Source organism: Thioalkalivibrio sp. ALMg13-2 (assembly GCF_000381185.1).
In the GTDB taxonomy this organism is placed as follows: Bacteria; Pseudomonadota; Gammaproteobacteria; order Ectothiorhodospirales; family Ectothiorhodospiraceae; genus Thioalkalivibrio; species Thioalkalivibrio versutus.
Genome location: NZ_KB906109.1, coordinates 24,937 through 41,690 on the forward strand (window position 1 = coordinate 24,937; position 16,754 = coordinate 41,690).

18 protein-coding genes are annotated in these 16,754 nt (G+C 65.8%); 4 read left to right on the top strand and 14 right to left on the bottom strand.

What is annotated here, in order from left to right; translation table 11 throughout:
* The first annotated feature begins 25 nt into the window (after positions 1–25).
* The 4 genes from F618_RS0108160 to F618_RS0108175 all read left to right on the top strand — a co-directional run bounded on the left by F618_RS0108160 (position 26) and on the right by F618_RS0108175 (position 3,168).
* Positions 26–997, top strand: coding sequence for an iron ABC transporter permease (locus F618_RS0108160; protein ID WP_019568272.1), 972 nt, complete (start codon positions 26–28; stop codon positions 995–997).
* Positions 997–1,863 (top strand): ABC transporter ATP-binding protein, encoded by an 867-nt coding sequence (locus F618_RS0108165; protein ID WP_019568273.1) that lies wholly within the window; start codon positions 997–999, stop codon positions 1,861–1,863. Before F618_RS0108160 ends, F618_RS0108165 begins: the two co-directional genes overlap by 1 nt.
* Before the next feature lie 5 nt (positions 1,864–1,868).
* Entirely contained in the window at positions 1,869–2,234 is a 366-nt protein-coding gene (locus F618_RS0108170) for a hypothetical protein (protein ID WP_019568274.1), read from the top strand.
* 85 nt (positions 2,235–2,319) lie between these two features.
* Positions 2,320–3,168 carry a pirin family protein gene (locus F618_RS0108175; protein ID WP_019568275.1) on the top strand — a complete coding sequence of 283 codons (849 nt, stop codon included), beginning with the start codon at positions 2,320–2,322 and terminating at the stop codon, positions 3,166–3,168.
* Between the two features lie 680 nt (positions 3,169–3,848).
* Here the strand turns inward: F618_RS0108175 and F618_RS0108180 are convergent.
* The 14 genes from F618_RS0108180 to F618_RS0108245 all read right to left on the bottom strand — a co-directional run bounded on the left by F618_RS0108180 (position 3,849) and on the right by F618_RS0108245 (position 16,675).
* Positions 3,849–4,244: a VOC family protein gene (locus F618_RS0108180; protein ID WP_019568276.1), complete on the bottom strand. Its 396-nt coding sequence runs from the start codon at positions 4,242–4,244 to the stop codon at positions 3,849–3,851.
* Positions 4,241–4,741: a 2-C-methyl-D-erythritol 2,4-cyclodiphosphate synthase gene (gene ispF, locus F618_RS0108185; RefSeq protein ID WP_018169848.1), complete on the bottom strand. Its 501-nt coding sequence runs from the start codon at positions 4,739–4,741 to the stop codon at positions 4,241–4,243. The genes F618_RS0108180 and ispF overlap by 4 nt, the downstream gene beginning before the upstream one ends.
* The gene (ispD, locus tag F618_RS0108190; protein WP_019568277.1) at positions 4,738–5,484 is read right to left on the bottom strand and encodes a 2-C-methyl-D-erythritol 4-phosphate cytidylyltransferase; all 747 of its coding nucleotides are present in this window, start codon (positions 5,482–5,484) and stop codon (positions 4,738–4,740) included. The genes ispF and ispD overlap by 4 nt, the downstream gene beginning before the upstream one ends.
* Positions 5,477–5,884, bottom strand: a complete 408-nt coding sequence (gene ftsB / locus F618_RS0108195; protein WP_018145600.1) for a cell division protein FtsB — start codon at positions 5,882–5,884, stop codon at positions 5,477–5,479. Before ftsB ends, ispD begins: the two co-directional genes overlap by 8 nt.
* Positions 5,885–6,074: 190 nt before the next feature.
* Positions 6,075–7,352: a phosphopyruvate hydratase gene (eno, locus tag F618_RS0108200; RefSeq protein WP_019568278.1), complete on the bottom strand. Its 1,278-nt coding sequence runs from the start codon at positions 7,350–7,352 to the stop codon at positions 6,075–6,077.
* 66 nt (positions 7,353–7,418) lie between these two features.
* Entirely contained in the window at positions 7,419–8,261 is an 843-nt protein-coding gene (gene kdsA, locus F618_RS0108205) for a 3-deoxy-8-phosphooctulonate synthase (protein WP_018169851.1), read from the bottom strand.
* A gap of 61 nt (positions 8,262–8,322) precedes the next feature.
* Positions 8,323–9,990, bottom strand: a complete 1,668-nt coding sequence (locus F618_RS0108210; protein WP_019562555.1) for a CTP synthase — start codon at positions 9,988–9,990, stop codon at positions 8,323–8,325.
* Positions 9,991–10,095: 105 nt separating this feature from the next.
* Positions 10,096–11,772 carry a SpoIIE family protein phosphatase gene (locus F618_RS0108215; RefSeq protein WP_019568279.1) on the bottom strand — a complete coding sequence of 559 codons (1,677 nt, stop codon included), beginning with the start codon at positions 11,770–11,772 and terminating at the stop codon, positions 10,096–10,098.
* A complete protein-coding gene (locus F618_RS0108220) occupies positions 11,772–12,578 on the bottom strand; it encodes a GGDEF domain-containing protein (RefSeq protein ID WP_019562557.1) in 807 nt (268 codons plus the stop codon). The genes F618_RS0108215 and F618_RS0108220 overlap by 1 nt, the downstream gene beginning before the upstream one ends.
* A gap of 59 nt (positions 12,579–12,637) precedes the next feature.
* On the bottom strand, positions 12,638–13,030 hold the full coding sequence (locus F618_RS0108225) for a DUF1987 domain-containing protein (protein ID WP_018938619.1): 393 nt from the start codon (positions 13,028–13,030) through the stop codon (positions 12,638–12,640).
* Entirely contained in the window at positions 13,030–13,620 is a 591-nt protein-coding gene (locus tag F618_RS0108230) for a SiaB family protein kinase (protein ID WP_018145593.1), read from the bottom strand. Before F618_RS0108230 ends, F618_RS0108225 begins: the two co-directional genes overlap by 1 nt.
* Positions 13,613–14,338, bottom strand: coding sequence for an ABC transporter substrate-binding protein (locus F618_RS0108235; protein ID WP_019562560.1), 726 nt, complete (start codon positions 14,336–14,338; stop codon positions 13,613–13,615). The genes F618_RS0108230 and F618_RS0108235 overlap by 8 nt, the downstream gene beginning before the upstream one ends.
* A gap of 98 nt (positions 14,339–14,436) precedes the next feature.
* Entirely contained in the window at positions 14,437–15,633 is a 1,197-nt protein-coding gene (gene tilS, locus F618_RS0108240; protein ID WP_026331196.1) for a tRNA lysidine(34) synthetase TilS, read from the bottom strand.
* Positions 15,634–15,709: 76 nt separating this feature from the next.
* Positions 15,710–16,675 carry an acetyl-CoA carboxylase carboxyltransferase subunit alpha gene (locus tag F618_RS0108245; protein WP_019568281.1) on the bottom strand — a complete coding sequence of 322 codons (966 nt, stop codon included), beginning with the start codon at positions 16,673–16,675 and terminating at the stop codon, positions 15,710–15,712.
* Between the last annotated feature and the right edge of the window lie 79 nt (positions 16,676–16,754).

The window sequence follows — 16,754 nt, forward strand, 5'->3', positions numbered from 1 at the left end:
CCCGCCTGGAGCGGAGGGCTACCGCTTGACCCGTTCGTTCCTCCTGGCCCTGGGCGTTTTGTTGCCCGCGTCTGTGCTGTCCGTCCTGGTGGCACTGGCCTACGGCAGTGTGCAGATTCCCTTCCCTGACCTGCTGAGTGTCTTCTTAGGCGAGGCCTCGCGACTGCACAGCACCCTGGTGCTGGATCTGCGCCTGCCGCGCGCGCTGGCCGCGTTCGCCGCCGGCGGGCTGCTGGGCCTGGCCGGAGCGCTGATGCAGGTCCTGCTGCGCAATCCACTGGCCGATCCCTACGTGCTGGGGCTCTCCGGTGGTGCCTCGGTGGGCGCCTTGCTGGCGATGCTGGCGGGGCTGTCCATGGTCTCGGTCTCGGCCGCGGCCTTCGTCGGGGCCCTGCTGTCCACCATTCTGGTGTTCGGCCTGGCCCACGGCACGGGCAGCTGGACCCCGACCCGCCTGCTGCTGACCGGTGTCGTGGTGGCCGCCGGCTGGGGCGCAATGATCAGCTTCATCCTCGCGGTCAGCCCCACCGCGGAGCTCCCGGGCATGCTGTACTGGCTGATGGGCGACGTCTCCCATGCCCGCAACCCCTACCCTGCCTGGGGCGTACTCGTGGTCGTCGCCCTGCTCGCCCTGCCATTTGGCCGCACCCTGAACGTCCTGGCGCGCGGGCCCATGCAGGCTGCGGCCCTCGGAGTGGCCGTACGCCCGGTGGAATGGACGATCTATGTGGTGGCGGCCCTGATCACCGCGACTGCAGTCACCCAGGTCGGCGCGGTCGGCTTTGTCGGGCTGATCGTGCCGCACATGCTGCGCCTGATCTTCGGTAACGACCAGCGCGTGATCCTGCCGGCCTCGGCCCTGGGCGGGGGCATCCTGCTCACCCTGGCCGACACCCTGGCCCGCACGATCATCGCCCCGGAACAATTGCCGGTGGGCGTCATCACCGCGATGCTGGGTGTCCCGGTGTTCCTGTTCCTGCTCTACCGGAGCCGCTGATGCCGCGTACACATCTCCCAGCCCCCGCGGCGACCCAGCCACACGACACGCCGGGCCTGGGCGCGCGCAGCGTCCACCAGGAACCGGGGCCCAAGACCCTGCTCGCCACGCATGAGCTCGTCATCGACGTGCCCGAGCGGCCGCCCGGTTCGCCGCTGGACCTGACGGTGGATCCGGGCCAGTGCTGGGGCATCCTGGGCCCGAATGGGGCCGGCAAGAGCACCCTCCTGCAGACCCTCGCCGGCCTGCGGGCCGCGCGTGCCGGAACCATCAAGGTCAAGGGACAATCCATTGCGACCCTCGCCCGCGCGGAACTGGCCCGTCGCCTGGGCCTGGTCTTCCAGACCCACCACGACGGCTTTCCCGCCACGGTGCTGGAGACGGCCCTGATCGGACGCCACCCGTATCTGCGGCCCTGGGATATCGAGTCCTCCGAGGACTACGCCCGCGCCCGTGCGGCACTCGCGGCGATGGATCTCGCCGACCTCGAGGACCGCATGGTGGACACCTTGTCCGGCGGGGAACGCCAGCGCCTGGCGATCGCGACCGTGCTGACGCAGGACCCCAGCCTGCTCCTGCTGGACGAGCCCACCAGCCAGCTGGACCTGCATCATCAGGTGGCCGTGCTCAACCGCGTGCAGGCCATCGTCGGTCAGGAAGACCGAGGCGCGGTGTTGGTCCTGCACGACGTCAACCTCGCGGCGCGCTACTGCGATCACTTGCTACTGCTATTCCCTGACGGACAGGCGTGCTGGGGCCCCACGGCCACCATGCTGGTGCCCAGCGCACTGGAGCGCCTGTACAACCAACGCCTGAGCGTGGGCGAGGTGGACGGCCTGCCCGTCTTCCTGCCCCGCAACGAGTAGTGCCCATGGAATTCTTCCGCACCCTGCATTCCGGCCTGGATGCCGAAAACCTGCAGCGAAGCCTCACCGTGTCCGCATTACCCGACGCCAGTGCCGCGATCGATACGCTGATCGCCGACGAGGGCCCTGATGCCGGCGTCGTGTACTGCCTGTGGGGCGAGTTTCGCGTCCATCGGGAAGTCATCAACGGTGGCGTTCGCTTTTCCCTGCCGGAATGCCCGAATGGCCTCGTCTGGACGTTGACCACGGGTCATCCGCCCGCCGCGCACGCCGTCATCCTGCACCTGACCATCAATCGCCAGGAGCACGACCCGGACTTCGTCGAGAGCCTCGAGGCGTTTGCCGATTCCTGGGAGCTCCCCGTGCCCTGACAGAACGCTCCATGAAGGGAAACGATGCAATTTTCTTTTCGTTTCATGGTCGGTATGGTGCAGATCTGTTGCGAAGGAGAACGCCATGAACCCGACACCGCCGGACAGCGTGAAGACCTCTCATCCCACCCAGGACGGGGCCGGGGTGAAGATTCGGCGCATCCATGATTTTAGTGGCGGGCTGGATCCCTTCCTGATGCTGGACGAACTGAAGGCCAGCGCGCGCGAGGACTACATCGGCGGCTTCCCCTCGCACCCGCACCGCGGTTTCGAGACGCTGACCTACCTGGTCCACGGCGGCCTGACTCACGAGGACTCCATGGGCAACCAGGGCCGAGTGGAGGCCGGCGAGGCCCAGTGGATGAGCGCCGGGCGCGGCGTAATCCACTCCGAGATGCCGCTTTTGGACGCGGACGGCATGCACGGCTTCCAGCTTTGGGTAAATCTGCCCGCCGCGCGCAAGATGGACCCGCCGCGCTACCGCGACGTGCGCGCCGACGCGATGCGCCACCTGCCGGAAGACGACGATTCGCTGCGCTTCAAGGCCATTGCCGGCTCCTGGCAGACCAGCGCCGGGGACACCGAAGGCGCGCTTCCACAGATCGGCGAAGGCGCCGCCATGGCCGATCTCACGCTACCGGCCGGCTATCGCCTGTCGCTTGCGGTGCAACTGGAAGATCGCGTGCTGGCCTACGTGTTCGACGGCGAGCTGACCGGCCTCGGCACGGGCCAACTGGGCGTCTGGCACGGCCACACCCAGGTCCACCTGATCGCGCAGCAGGATGCCCGGGTACTGCTGTTCAAGGGGCGACCCCTGGGCGAACCGATCGCCCACTACGGCCCGTTCGTGATGAACACCTCCGACGAGATCGAACAGGCCATCAGCGACTACCAGTCGGGCCAGCTCGCCGCCGAACCGGCCAGCATGGACTGAGCTCGAGCCAGCCCATCATCCAACAAGTTCCTCGCGCGAGTCCCCCTCTCCGTCATCCCGGAAATCGCCCAGCGGTGATCCGGGATCTCCCCGCGTAGCCCAAACCCCCGACCTGCTGCCTGGCACCCGCGCCAGAGATCCCGGCTCTTCGCTCCGCTACGGCCGGGATGACGCCGAGGAAGATCACCCGACCGGTGATCCTTGCATCCCCCCGCCACCTACCACTTTCGTCATCCCGGAAACCGCCCAGCGGTTATCCGGGATCTCACCGCGTGGCCCAAGCCCCGACCTCCCGACTGGCACCCGCGCCGGAGATCCCGGCGCTTCGCTCCGGTGCGGCCGGGATGACGTCAAGGAAGATCACCCGACCGGTGATCCTTGCTCCCTCGCCACCTACCGCTTTCGTCATCCCGGAAACCGCGCAGCGGTTATCCGGGATCTCACTGCGTGGAACGAGCCCCGACCCGCTATCTCGCACCCATGCAGAAAACCACGGCTCTTCGGTTCGTTACGGCTGCGATGAAGGGGCTTTGGGAGCCAAGGTCGCTATGGATGGCGTCGCGGGCCACCCAGCTAGGCTTGGGGCTGGATCCGGTGATCCCACGATCCGTTCCGTGGAGAAGGATGGCCCCGCAACGGGTGCAAGGTCGCTTGTTCGTGGCCGGCCCCCGCGTCCGGGATCAGACGCCTTCCTCGATCAGCTCGATGGTGTTGCCATCGGGATCGCGAACGAATGCGGCCGGGCGTCCGGAACGACTGCGCTCCACGGCAATCCCCGCCCCTTCCAGACGCGCTGCCAGCGCCTCCAGGCCACGGACGCGCAACGCCAGATGACGGTCCTGACCGCAGCGCACCCCGCGCTCGGTCGGATCGGGGTTCGGCACCTGCAACAGATGCAGAGCCTGTCCGCTCCCCAGGTCATACCACAGACCGGGAAAGTCGAGATCCGGGCGTTCCAGTGGCACCAGGCCGAGCTGCTCCCCGTAAAAGGCCGCCGCCACCCGCGTGTCCGCAATCACCAGGCTTGCGTGATGCAAACGCAGGATGCCGGGTTCTACCCCCTTCGCCGAAGTCATACCCGCATCACCCCCGAGGCCGGTTCGAGCAACACAATGGCCTGGGCCGCCACCCCTTCCTTGCGCCCGGTGAAGCCGAGGTGCTCGGTGGTGGTCGCCTTCACGCTGACATCGGCGATATTCAGGGCGGTATCGGCTGCCAGGTTCTCACGCATCGCGCGCACATGCGGTGCAAGCTTGGGCGCCTGCGCGATCACCGTGGTATCGATGTTGACCGGGCGCCAGCCGGCCCCGGCCACTCGTTCGAGCGTCTCCCTTAGCAGGACGCGGCTGTCCGCCCCTCGAAACGCCGGATCGGTATCCGGAAAGTGCAGGCCAATATCCCCCAGCGCCGCGGCGCCCAGCAGGGCGTCACACACCGCGTGGATCAGCACGTCCCCATCCGAATGGGCCACGAATCCACGCTCGAACGGGATGCGCACGCCACCGAGTACCAAGTGGTCGCCTTCGCCGAAGGCGTGTACGTCGAAGCCCTGGCCAATCCGCAAGCCGCTCATGCGCGAAACCCGCCTTCCAGGCGGCCCTGCTGCATCAGATACAGGCGAGCAAGCTCAAGGTCTTCGCTGCGGGTGATCTTGATATTCATCGGGGAGCCCTCGATCAGTCGGGGTGCCTGGCCCAGGAACTCGATGGCGCTCGCCTCGTCCGTCACCGGATGCCCCTCGGCACGCGCCTGCGCGTTGGCCGTGCGGAGCATCCCCAGCCGGAACATCTGCGGGGTCAGGGCCCGCCAGACCCGTTCGCGATCCAGCGTCCGATCGACCTTCCCGGCACCATCACTCCACTTGATGGTATCGGTGCTGGGACTGGCGAGCAGCCCACCCACCGGATCGTCACGCAACTCGTGCAGCAGCCGGTCCACATCCGCTAGCGGCAGACAGGGTCGTGCCGCGTCATGCACCAGTACCCAGTCGTCCTCGTGCGCCCGTTCGGCTAGGAAGTCGAGCCCGTTCTGGACCGAATCCGCGCGCTCCTCCCCTCCGGCCGCACGGAACAGCCTCCCGCCGGCCAGCGGCAGGTCCAGGGCATCCGGGTCGACGTCCGGACCGAGTACCAGAACCACCCCGCGAATCCGCGGGTGTTCGAGAAAGATCGACAGGGTGTGGGACAGGATCGTGTGCGATCCGAGTGTCAGGTACTGCTTCGGACGGTTGGATCCCATGCGCCGACCGATGCCAGCCGCCGGGATCAACGCCCAGAACGCTGGCTCCCGAGTCGGCACGTATTCCGCGTCAGCCATCAAAGGGGTCCTCGGGTGGCAGGGTGTCGGTGGCGGGCTCGGCATCCTCCGGGACTTGCGCGTCCGGGCCCGGATCGGTCTCTCCAGCCGGGCCCGGTAGCGGCTCGACCTGCAGCCTCGTGGGCTCGTCCTCGCCCACCACGAAGAAGAAGATCTCGTCCTCGCGGATCATCCCCAGATCGCGACGCGCACGCTCCTCGACCGCCGCGGTACCGCCGCGCAAATCGCGCACCTCGGCCTCCAGGGCCTGATTGCGTTGTTCCAGCTCGGCATTTGCGGCTTGCTGTTGCGCAACCTGCTCGCGCAGATCGCGCACATCGCGCCAACTCCCCTCGCCCAGCCACAGGGGCCATTGCAGGGCCAGCAGCACGAGGGCCAGACCGATCAACAGGCCGCGCATCACCCGCACTCCGTATGGTTGAACAGAAAAAGCCCTCGCCCGCGCACCGCGACAGACGCGACAACGTGGAGACGAGGGCTTTCGCAAGTGGCCGGCATGCCCGGCATTCTACGAGCCCCGGACGACCGGGGACAGGAACCGCGCCGCAGGCTGAGGACTGCGTGGTAACCAAGGCCGTCCCGGGTCTCGATCAGCGCCCGAAGGTGAACGCCGACATGCCCGGATAGGTCGCCCGCGAACCCAGGTGTTCCTCGATCCGGATCAGTTGGTTGTACTTGGCGACCCGATCGGAACGCGACAGCGAACCGGTCTTGATCTGGCCGGCGCGCGTGGCCACGGCCAGGTCCGCGATGGTCACGTCTTCGGTCTCGCCCGAGCGATGCGAGATCACTGCAGTGTAATTGGCCTTGCGCGCCATCTCGATGGCTTCCAGCGTCTCGGTCACGGTGCCGATCTGGTTGAGCTTGATCAGGATGGAATTCGCAACGCCCTTGTCGATGCCTTCCTGCAGGATCTGGGTATTGGTCACGAACAGGTCGTCACCCACCAGCTGCACGCGATTGCCCAGGCGCTCGGTCAGCGTCTTCCAGCCGTCCCAGTCATCTTCGGCCATCCCGTCCTCGATAGTCAGGATCGGGTACTGGTCCACCCAGTGGGTGAGATACTCGGAGAACTCGTCGGCAGAGAAGGCCTTGCCTTCGGAATCGAGGTGATAGCGCCCGTCACGGTAGAACTCGGAGCTGGCGCAGTCGAGGCCGATCCAGATGTCCTCGCCCGCCTTGAAGCCGGCGTTGTGAACCGCTTCCAGGATCACCTCGATCGCGGCGGAGTTGGACGGCAGGTCGGGCGCAAAACCGCCCTCGTCGCCCACCGCCGTCGCCAGCCCGCGCTTGGACAGCACCTTTTTCAGCGCGTGGAAGACCTCGGCGCCGTAGCGCACGGCCTCGCGTACCGAGTCCGCCCCCACTGGCAGGATCATGAACTCCTGCATGTCCACGCTGTTATCGGCGTGGGCACCACCATTGATGATGTTCATCATCGGTACCGGCAGCAGCGTGGCGTCGTCGCCGCCCAGGGTCTCGAACAGTGGCTGTTCGCGATCCGCGGCCAGGGCATGCGAAGTGGCCATGGAGACGGCCAGCAGGGCATTGGCGCCCAGGCGTGCCTTGTTGTCGGTCCCGTCCAGTTCCAGCATGCGGCGATCGACCGCGGTCTGATCCAGCTCCATCCCACGCAGTGCGTCGCGGATCTCGCCGTTCACGTGGCTGACGGCCTTCAGCACGCCCTTGCCGCCGTAACGCTTTTCGTCGTCGCGCAGTTCCAGGGCCTCACGGGCCCCTGTGGAGGCACCGGAGGGCACCGCCGCTCGCCCCATGGCGCCAGAATCCAGGACAACATCGGCCTCGACCGTCGGGTTGCCCCGAGAATCGATGATCTCGCGGGCGTGAATCTCCGCAATCTTGGACATGCTCTCTCCTTGAAAATACCTGCCCGGACGGGCCCGTCCGGGACGTTTTATCGATTCTTTCGGTCGTTAACCGAGACCGTACTCCGCTTCCGCAAACGGCTGCGCCTTGGCGGCGGCGTCCAGCGCCTTGAGCGTCTGCAACAGCTCGGCCATTTTCGGCAGCGGCCAGGCGTTGGGGCCGTCGGACAGGGCCTTCTCGGGATCCGGATGGGTCTCCATGAACAGGCCGGATACGCCAGCGGCCACCGCCGCCCGTGCCAGCACCGGCACGAACTCGCGCTGCCCACCGGAGCAGGCGCCCTGCCCGCCCGGTTGCTGCACCGAGTGCGTCGCATCGAAGACCACGGGACAGCCGGTCTGACGCATCTGGGCCAGACCGCGCATATCGGAGATCAGCGTGTTGTAGCCAAACGAGACCCCGCGCTCGCAAACCATGATCTGATCGTTACCGACCTCGCGGGCCTTGTCCACGACATTGCCCATGTCCCAGGGCGCGAGGAACTGGCCCTTCTTGATGTTCACCGGCCGGCCCTGACGCGCAACGTTCTGGATGAAGTTGGTCTGCCGACAAAGGAAGGCCGGGGTCTGCAGCACATCAACAACACTGGCAACTTCGTCCAGCGCGGTGTCCTCGTGGACATCCGTCAGGATCGGCACGCCGATCTCCGACTTCACTTTGTCCAGGATGCGCAGGCCCTCTTCCATGCCCAGGCCGCGGAAGCTCTTCGTCGACGACCGGTTGGCCTTGTCGAACGAGGACTTGTAGATGAACGGAATGCCGAGATCGTCCGCCATCGTTTTCAGCGCGCCGGCCGTCTCCAGGGCCATGGCCTCGGATTCGATGACGCAGGGGCCGGCAATCAGAAAAAAGGGCCGATCAAGGCCAACTTCAAAACCGCAAAGCTGCATGCTCTGTCCTGTCTGGTGGCCATCACCCTCCGGGTGCGGCCACAAAAAAGTGAACGGGCGCCTATTCCGTCAGCGCCGTGGTGGTTTCCGGTTCGCGGGCATCCTGGTAATCCCGGGCGGCACACACAAACGCGGTGAACAGCGGGTGGCCATCCCTTGGGGTCGAGGTAAATTCCGGGTGGAACTGGCAGCCCACAAACCAAGGATGGTCGGCCAGCTCCACGGCCTCTACCAGTTCGCCGGATTCCGAGACCCCGGAGAGTCGAAGACCTGCGGCCTCCAGGCGTTCACGATAAGCGTTGTTGAATTCGAAGCGATGACGATGGCGTTCTCCCACCTCTTCGCGACCATAGGCCTCGGCAATGCGTGACCCCGGGGTCAGGCGCGCGCTCTGGGCGCCCAAACGCATGGTGCCACCAAGGTCACTGTCGGCATCGCGCTGTTCGATGCGGCCTTCCTTGTCCTGCCACTCGGTAATCAGCGCGATGACGGGATGCGGCGTGTCAGGGGCGAACTCGGTGCTGTGCGCACCTTCCAGCCCGACCACATCGCGCGCAAATTCGATGACCGCCACTTGCATGCCGAGGCAGATTCCAAGATAGGGCACATCGTTCTCGCGGGCGTAGCGCACCGCGGCAATCTTGCCCTCCACGCCGCGTTCGCCGAAGCCACCCGGAACGAGGATGGCGTCCAGGCCCTCGAGTTCGCGCGCAGCCTCGTTCTCGGCCCCTTCCAGCTTTTCCGAATCGAGATAACGAATCCGGACCCGGGTACCCGCCTGGATGCCCGCGTGGGTCAGGGCTTCGTTCACCGACTTGTACGACTCGGTCAGATCGACGTACTTGCCGATCATGCCGACCGTCACCTCGGACTCCGGGAACTCCATGGCATTGACCACGTGCTTCCAGTCCGAAAGATCGGCCTGCGGGACCTCGATATGGAGTTTGCGCAGCACGATCTCGTCGAGCTTCTGCGAATGCAGCCACAGCGGGATCTTGTAGATGTTGTCTACGTCCACTGCAGAGATGACCGCCTTCTCCTCGACGTTGGTGAACAGCGCGATCTTGCGCCGTTCACCCTCGGGGATCGCCTGGGTGGAGCGGCACAGCAGGATATCCGGCTGGATACCGATGGAGCGCAGTTCCTTGACCGAGTGCTGGGTCGGTTTGGTCTTGATCTCGCCGGCGGCCTCGATATACGGCACCAGCGTCAGATGCATGAACAGGGCGTTGTCGTGCCCCAGCTCCACGCCCATTTGACGGATCGCCTCGAGAAACGGCAAGGATTCGATGTCACCGACCGTACCGCCGATTTCGATCAGGGCGATGTCGGCATCGCCGGCCCCTTCGTGGATCGAGCGCTTGATCTCGTCGGTGATGTGCGGGATGACCTGCACCGTGCCGCCGAGATAATCCCCGCGACGCTCCTTGCGGATCACGTTCTCGTAGATCTGCCCGGCGGTGAAATTGTTGCGCCGCGAGGTGCGAATGCGCACGAAGCGTTCGTAGTGCCCGAGATCCAGGTCCGTTTCGGCGCCGTCATCGGTGACGAACACCTCGCCATGCTGAAACGGGCTCATGGTGCCCGGATCCACGTTGATGTACGGGTCCAGCTTGAGCAGCGTCACCTTGAGGCCACGCGCCTCCAGGATCGCCCCCAGCGAGGCGGATGCAATACCTTTGCCCAGAGACGAGACCACGCCTCCGGTAATGAAAACAAAACGCGTCATGCGGGAAACCTGGCTGGGAGCTGACAAGCACCCTGCCCCGGTTCGCACACGCAATCCGGGGCAGGCGGAAAACCCCTGAGAGAGTACCAGAGCACCCGCCCCCGCTCAATCGGAAGGTGGGGGCAGTGCCTCGTTTCCAGCCCGGGATGACAACGGCCGGAAGGCCACCAGGGTCATATCGTCACGCCGCGGCTCGCCGTCGCGATAATCTTCCAGCACCCGGACCACGGCATCGATCTTGGCCGACAGATCGCGGCCACTCTTGTCCGTCAGCACCTGGCGCAACCGCCGCCGACCAAACAATCGCGGCGGCTCTCCGCCGACATGATCGTGCACGCCATCGGTGATCAGGAAGAATTCGGTGCCCGGCTCCACGTCGACCTCGTGGTCCACGGGCTGGGCCGGCTCCAGGCTGCGGTAGCCAAGGCCGCCACGTACGCCCCGGATCTCCTCGACCTCGCCGCCGCGGTCGATCAGCAACGGCAGCCCGACCCCGGCAAAGGCCAGCTTGCGGTCCTCCGGTCGATACACGCAGACCGCGGCCTCCAGCCCGTCGTCCGAGTCGGAGTCATAGCCATCCTGACGCAACCGCGAGCGAACCAGTCGATCCATCTCGCGCAGGATGGCCGAGGGCTCCAACAAGCGGTGTTCGTGCAGGATGCGATCCAGCGCCGAGGCCACCACCAGGGTAATGAAGGCACCCGGTACACCGTGGCCGGTGCAGTCCGCCACCACCAGGATGCTGTGTCCGTCGATGGCCTCGACCCAGAAGTAGTCGCCACCCACCAGGTGCAGGGGCTCCCAGTAGATCTGCACCTCGTCCATGTGACCATCGAGGGCATGCTTGTCCGGCAGCATGGCAGTCTGGATGCGGCGGGCATAACGGATGCTCTCCACCACCAGGCGATTACTGCGCTCGAGCTCACGGTTGGCCTCGTCCACCTTGGCCAGCGCCCGTTCCGTCTCGGATTTCTCGGCCTCCAACTGCCGGGTGCGGTCCTCGACGCGCCGCTCGAGGTCCGCATTCAGGGCCTTGAGCTCGCCCCGGGCCCCGTCGCGCGCGTCCAGCCCCGCCTGAAAGGCCCGCAGCAAACGATCCAGCGAACGCCCCAGCGCCCCCAGCTCATCGTTTTCGTGATGGCCCAGGCGCGGCATCGGCCAGTGCGCGGGCTGCTCCGGGTCGGTGTCCGCCACCGCACGTGAAATCTTCAACATCGGACGGAGCATCAGCAGATAGAAAAGTACAACCACCACCAGAGAGACGATCACCGCCTGGGTCACACTGGTCACGACCCCGGTCTGCAGCCGGTTGACGAAGGCCCGCCCCAGCACGCCGGGGTCCAGTTCCACGCGCAGGACGCCCACGCCCTGGATATTTCCGCGGGTATCAGGGTGGCGCAGCTCGCGCTCATGGGTTTGCAGATCGCCGAAGAGCCAGTGTGCCCACTCGCCACCGGTCTGGGTGCGCTCCTGGGCATCTTCCGCAAGGGTGTTGCCAAAGTCGTCGAGGATCTCGACCCGCCGGATCTCGTCGAAAACCAGCAGACCCTGGACCAGGGAATCGGCCTGGGCAGCGCTCAACTGGAAGGCCGCCTCGGCGGCGGGTGGTTCGACCAGGCGTTGCAGACGGTCGATCTGTTCGCCGGTCTCGGCACGGAAGGCATGCCAGTCCGAGGCAATGACATAGGCGCTGCTGAGAAGGCTCAGCGCCAGCGCCGCCAGCAGCGTGACAACGGCCAGCTTGGCGACAAGGCTACGATTCCGGCGGGTGCCGCCCGCCATCACCCGCGTTCGCCGTGCATTTGCACGATGACACGGTTGCGTCCCTCGTTCTTGGCCCGGTAGAGCAGGTCATCGGCCAGAGCCACCAGCTCGCCGGCATCCGGCCACGGGTTCGTGGTGATGACCAGGCCAATGGAAACTGCCAGCGCGAGCGGTTCGTTCTTCCAGTGCAGCGACGCATTCTCCACTGACGAACGAATGCGCTCGGCCAGTGCGACTGCCTCTTCGGCATCCAGATCCGCCGCCACTACCAGGAACTCTTCCCCACCCATGCGCCCAGCGTACTGTTCCGCCCCAAGCTCGCCCCGCAGGATGTCGGCAAAGCTCTCGAGGGCGAAATCGCCAGCAGCATGGCCGTGGGTGTCGTTCAGCGCCTTGAAGTCGTCGAGATCCAGCATCATCACGGTGAGCGAACGCGATTCCTCGCCAACGCGATCCGCCATACCCTCCACACAGTCGATCACGCGGCGGCGCGAGAACAGCCCAGTAAGGGCGTCTTCCAGCGCCAGGCGCTCCAGCTCGGCCGTCAGGCGCTCGCGCTCACGCACCTCGTCGGACAATGCATTGTTGAGCTGTGCCAGATGCTCCGCCTGCTCGCGCAACTGGCGGTTGGCCTCCTGCAGATCCGCCTGCATGCGGTCGCTCATGCGCATCATGCGACGCTGCGCCCGATAGCTCTCGGAATAGGCCTTGGCGAGCACCTTCACGCCATCGCCTACCGCATCCAGCGCCTCGAGCATCTGTTCGGAGCGCTGCATGACGGACTTTTCCTGCTCGAACAGGGAGAAGTCCGCGAGCCTCTCCATTTCCTGGCCCTCCCGTGGCCGGTTAGCAGGATTCATCGGGTCGTCTCGGGAGGGGGCCTTCATGTCAGCGGACACATTCGGAAGTCAGCGTGTTCGAAATCTTCGGAGAAGTCTTCGCCGAACTCCTCCATGGTCTCGTCGTCATCGTGGTAACACCAGTTGATCCGTACGTTCAGACCCGACTCGGCGCCGTCTTCCAGGATCTGGAACATGTTCATCAAGGCCTTCGCAGTCGAACTGTTGAAGTAGATCATCTCCACGGTGAACTCCACCTCGTCGCTGGCCCGGTCCTCGACCGCCTGCCGCAACCCCTGAGTCAGCGGGCCGTAGAAGTTCGCGGCATCTTCCGGATACGACTCGCCGGACAGCCGGTACTGCCCCGCCGCGAAATCGAAAACGACAGCCGGGGTCCGGTCGGTTGCCTCGTGTTCAATGGTCTCGACGACTGCCATCAGATATAGGCCTTCAGGACAAAATAGGATTGCGCATCGGAGAGATGCTGAAAGTCGAACTGGATGGGCTCGCTTGCGCGGCGTGCGATCTCGATCAGGCCGATGCTGCCGCCCTTGCTGCCTTCGTCCGGTGGTTCCCGCAGCTTTTCCTTGTAAAAACGGCGCAACTCATCGCTGTCCATGCCCGCGAGCTCACGCAGGCGCACGGCCAGGGTGTCGGCATCCTTGCGCCCGATCACATTGCCGCAAATAACGAAGAAGCGGCCGTTTTCCGACCCGACGGTAATCATCCCGGAGCTCAGCTCGACGGGGGGCTCCGCATCGTGCTCGATACGCTCGGCTGAATAGCGAATCACGTTCTGCACCTGTTCCACGAACACGGAGAAGACGCGGTTCACGGTCTTCGTATCGGTGGACTCCAGTCGGATTTTCTGCCGCAGCGCATCCCCCAGGGCCTTCAGGATGCCCTCGGAAATGTAGCCAGTGAACGAAAAGATGATGCCGCGCCGCGTCATGTTGCGCTGAAAGCCCAGCACCTCCTCGGCGATCAGGGCCGACGATTCCGTCCGGGCCTCGGCTGCGTCAGTCATTGCGCTCTCCATTACTGTCCAGGACATCCTGCACGATGGCCGCATAGCGCCCGTCCGCGCGCATCGCATCCAGTTCCTCCTGCATGCGATCCAGCGGGGCTCGCGCGGTTTCCGGGTGGCAGGCCAGGGACATCACGGTATCGTTGAACGCGAACAGGGACCGGAGTTCCCCGATCCCCTCCTGGCGGGCATACCAGGGGGCCAGATGCTCGCCGCTGACCCATACGTCGATCCGGTTGGCCGCGAGCTTGCGCGCATTCAGCCGGTCATTCGGTGCGGTATCCACGGGGATGCCCCGGCCCTCCACGAAGAGCGCGACGGCATCGTCTCGATAGCCCCCGACGCGGTAGCGTTCCAGATCCTCCAGAGACTGCGCATCCACCTTGGCATCTTCAAGCACAAACGCATGCCACTGGTTTTCCACGAGAGGCCCGACCCAGGTGAACAGGTCTTCGCGTTCGGAGGTGCGCGTGGTGGAAAAGACGCAGGTACCCGGTTCCGACTGAGCCTCGGCGTAGGCCCGACTCCACGGCAGCAGGCGGATCTCGGCGTCCACCTGGGCTGCATCCAGCAGGGCATCCATCACCCGGATGGAGATCCCGTCCAGCTCGCCGGTTTCCGTCTCGAAATTGAACGGGGGGTAGCTCTCGGTCGTGAGCATCAGCGAATCCGCGGCCAGAGGCGCGGCCAGCAACATCCCGGCCGCCAGCACCCCCATGCCCGTACGTCGTCCGCACTGTGCCGCGAAACCTGTCACGTACCGCTCACCCGCACCCCTGAATACGACCCAAGAATTGTCCGATTTGGACGGGCGCGTCAACTCCCAGCGTGAACCATCCCGGGCCAGAGCACCGCCACAATCGCTCCATCCAGCTGACACAAAAGCGGAATCCGGCTGCGTTCCCAGGGGGCGATCCCGCGCTCCTGCATCAGCTTTTTCAGGGATCGGCGCCCGGCGGGGGTGGCGACCACCTCGCCCCCGCTTCGATAGCTAACGGTGAGGGCGGCCTCGCGGTCAACGCCGAGCCGCGGCAGCATCTCCCGGGTCAGGCGGCGCCCGTCTGCCAGAACCAGTTCCGGCTGACCGGCCGGCCAGGGCTGTTCGGGCGGCGGACCTGCAGCCTCCTCCTTCGGCCCGGCGTGCAGCTGATCGCGATAACGCCGCATCCATCCGCCATCCCATTCCACGGCGGGGGAGGCCTCGGGGTTGTCCACGAGGACCTGGCGCAGGAATTCACCCAGGCGGTCGTGGCCGGGCGGACGAAGGCCCTGCTCGCGCAGCCAGTGCCGTAGCAGCCCGCGCTGGGTACTCGAGTCGAGCGCGCGCAAGGCGCGGAGATCCAGGCTACCGTCCAGCGGGTCTCGCAGCCCTTTCAGTAGCCCGGAAAAGTGCTGACGGGATTGCCCGACCGCCTCCTGCTGCCAGGCGGCAGCGCGCGCCAGTCCGGCCGCGCCATCAAATCGCTCCTGCAACAAGGGCAGCACCGACTGGCGCAGGAAATTGCGGTCGAATCGGGGATCTTGATTGCTGGGATCGTCATACCAGTCGAGGCCCTCCTGCTCCGCCAAGGCGGCCAGTGCCTCGCGGGGCAGGCCCAGCAAGGGTCGCCCCAGCCAGGTCTCGCCCTCGCGGCGCAGCGGCCGCATGGCCTGCAGCCCTTCGGGCCCGCTGCCGCGCAGGGCGGCCAGCAGGAACGTTTCGGCCTGATCGTCCGCATGCTGCGCGGCAAGGATGATGCCCGTCTCGCCCAGCCCTTCGCGCAGCATCGCGTAGCGTGCCTCGCGCGCCGCGGCCTCCACGCCGAAGCCACGGGTGTCGAGAGAATCGAGGGTACGGAGCCGGAACGGGCAGTTCAGTGCCTGCGCGAATGCGCGGCAGTGCTCGACCTGCTCGCCGGAGTCCGGACGCAGGCGATGATCCACGTGCATGGCCTCGAGGTTAGGGATACCCAGGCGCACCGCAGTGTGGAGCAGAACGGTCGAATCGAGGCCGCCGCTGAAGGCGATGCGCACCTGACGATAGCCGGGATGCGCCTGGAGGAAGTCCCGCAACGCCGCGGCTACAGGATCGAGCGCCCCGGCACCGGGATCAGGAAGCGGCTTCCTGGAAGGCACCGTAATCCATCAGCCGGCGATAGCGCCGCTCCAGGCGCTTGCCCGGGTCCAGCCCTTCCAGGCCGTCCAGGGTTTCCAGAAGCGCGGCGCGCAGACTGGAGGACATGGTGTCGGGGTCGCGGTGGGCACCGCCCAGGGGTTCCGGCACGATGCGGTCCACCAGCCCCAGCTCGCGCAGGCGTTCCGACGTGATGCCCAGGGCCTCCGCGGCCTCCGAGGCCTTTTCGGCGCTCTTCCAGAGGATGGAGGCACAGCCCTCCGGCGAAATCACCGAGTAGGTCGAGTACTGCAGCATCAGGGTGGCGTCGCCCACCCCGATCGCGAGGGCCCCACCGGAGCCGCCTTCGCCGATCACCGTGGCAATGATCGGCGTGTCCAGGCGCGCCATCACTCGCAGGTTGCGCGCGATGGCCTCGCTCTGGCCGCGTTCTTCCGCCCCCACGCCCGGGTAGGCACCCGGCGTGTCGATGAAGGTGAGCACGGGCATGCGAAAGCGCTCGGCCATCTCCATCAAGCGCAGGGCCTTGCGGTAGCCCTCCGGGCGCGGCATGCCGAAATTGCGGTAGACCTTGTCGCGGGTCTGACGCCCCTTCTGGTGCCCGATCAGCATCACCGGCCGCCCGTCCAGGCGCGCCACGCCGCCCACGATCGCCGGGTCGTCGCCAAACGCCCGGTCGCCATGCAGTTCCTCGAACTCGTCGAACAAGTCGGGAATGTAGTCAAGGGTGTAGGGTCGCCGCGGATGCCGCGACATCTGCGAGACCTGCCACGGGGTCAGCTTGGCGAAGGTGCTCTCGGTCAAAGACCGGCACTTGCCTTCCAGGCGCTGGATCTCTTCCTGGATGTTGACCTCGGCATCGTCGCCGACGTAGCGCAGATCGCGGATCTTCGCTTCCAGTTCGGCAATGGGCTGTTCGAAGTCGAGAAAGTCCGGATTCATGCAGGGTCCCGAAGACTTGGTTGTGGATACCGACGAAGGACGCGAATTGTAACCAATTGCGGCGATCCCCGCTCCAATA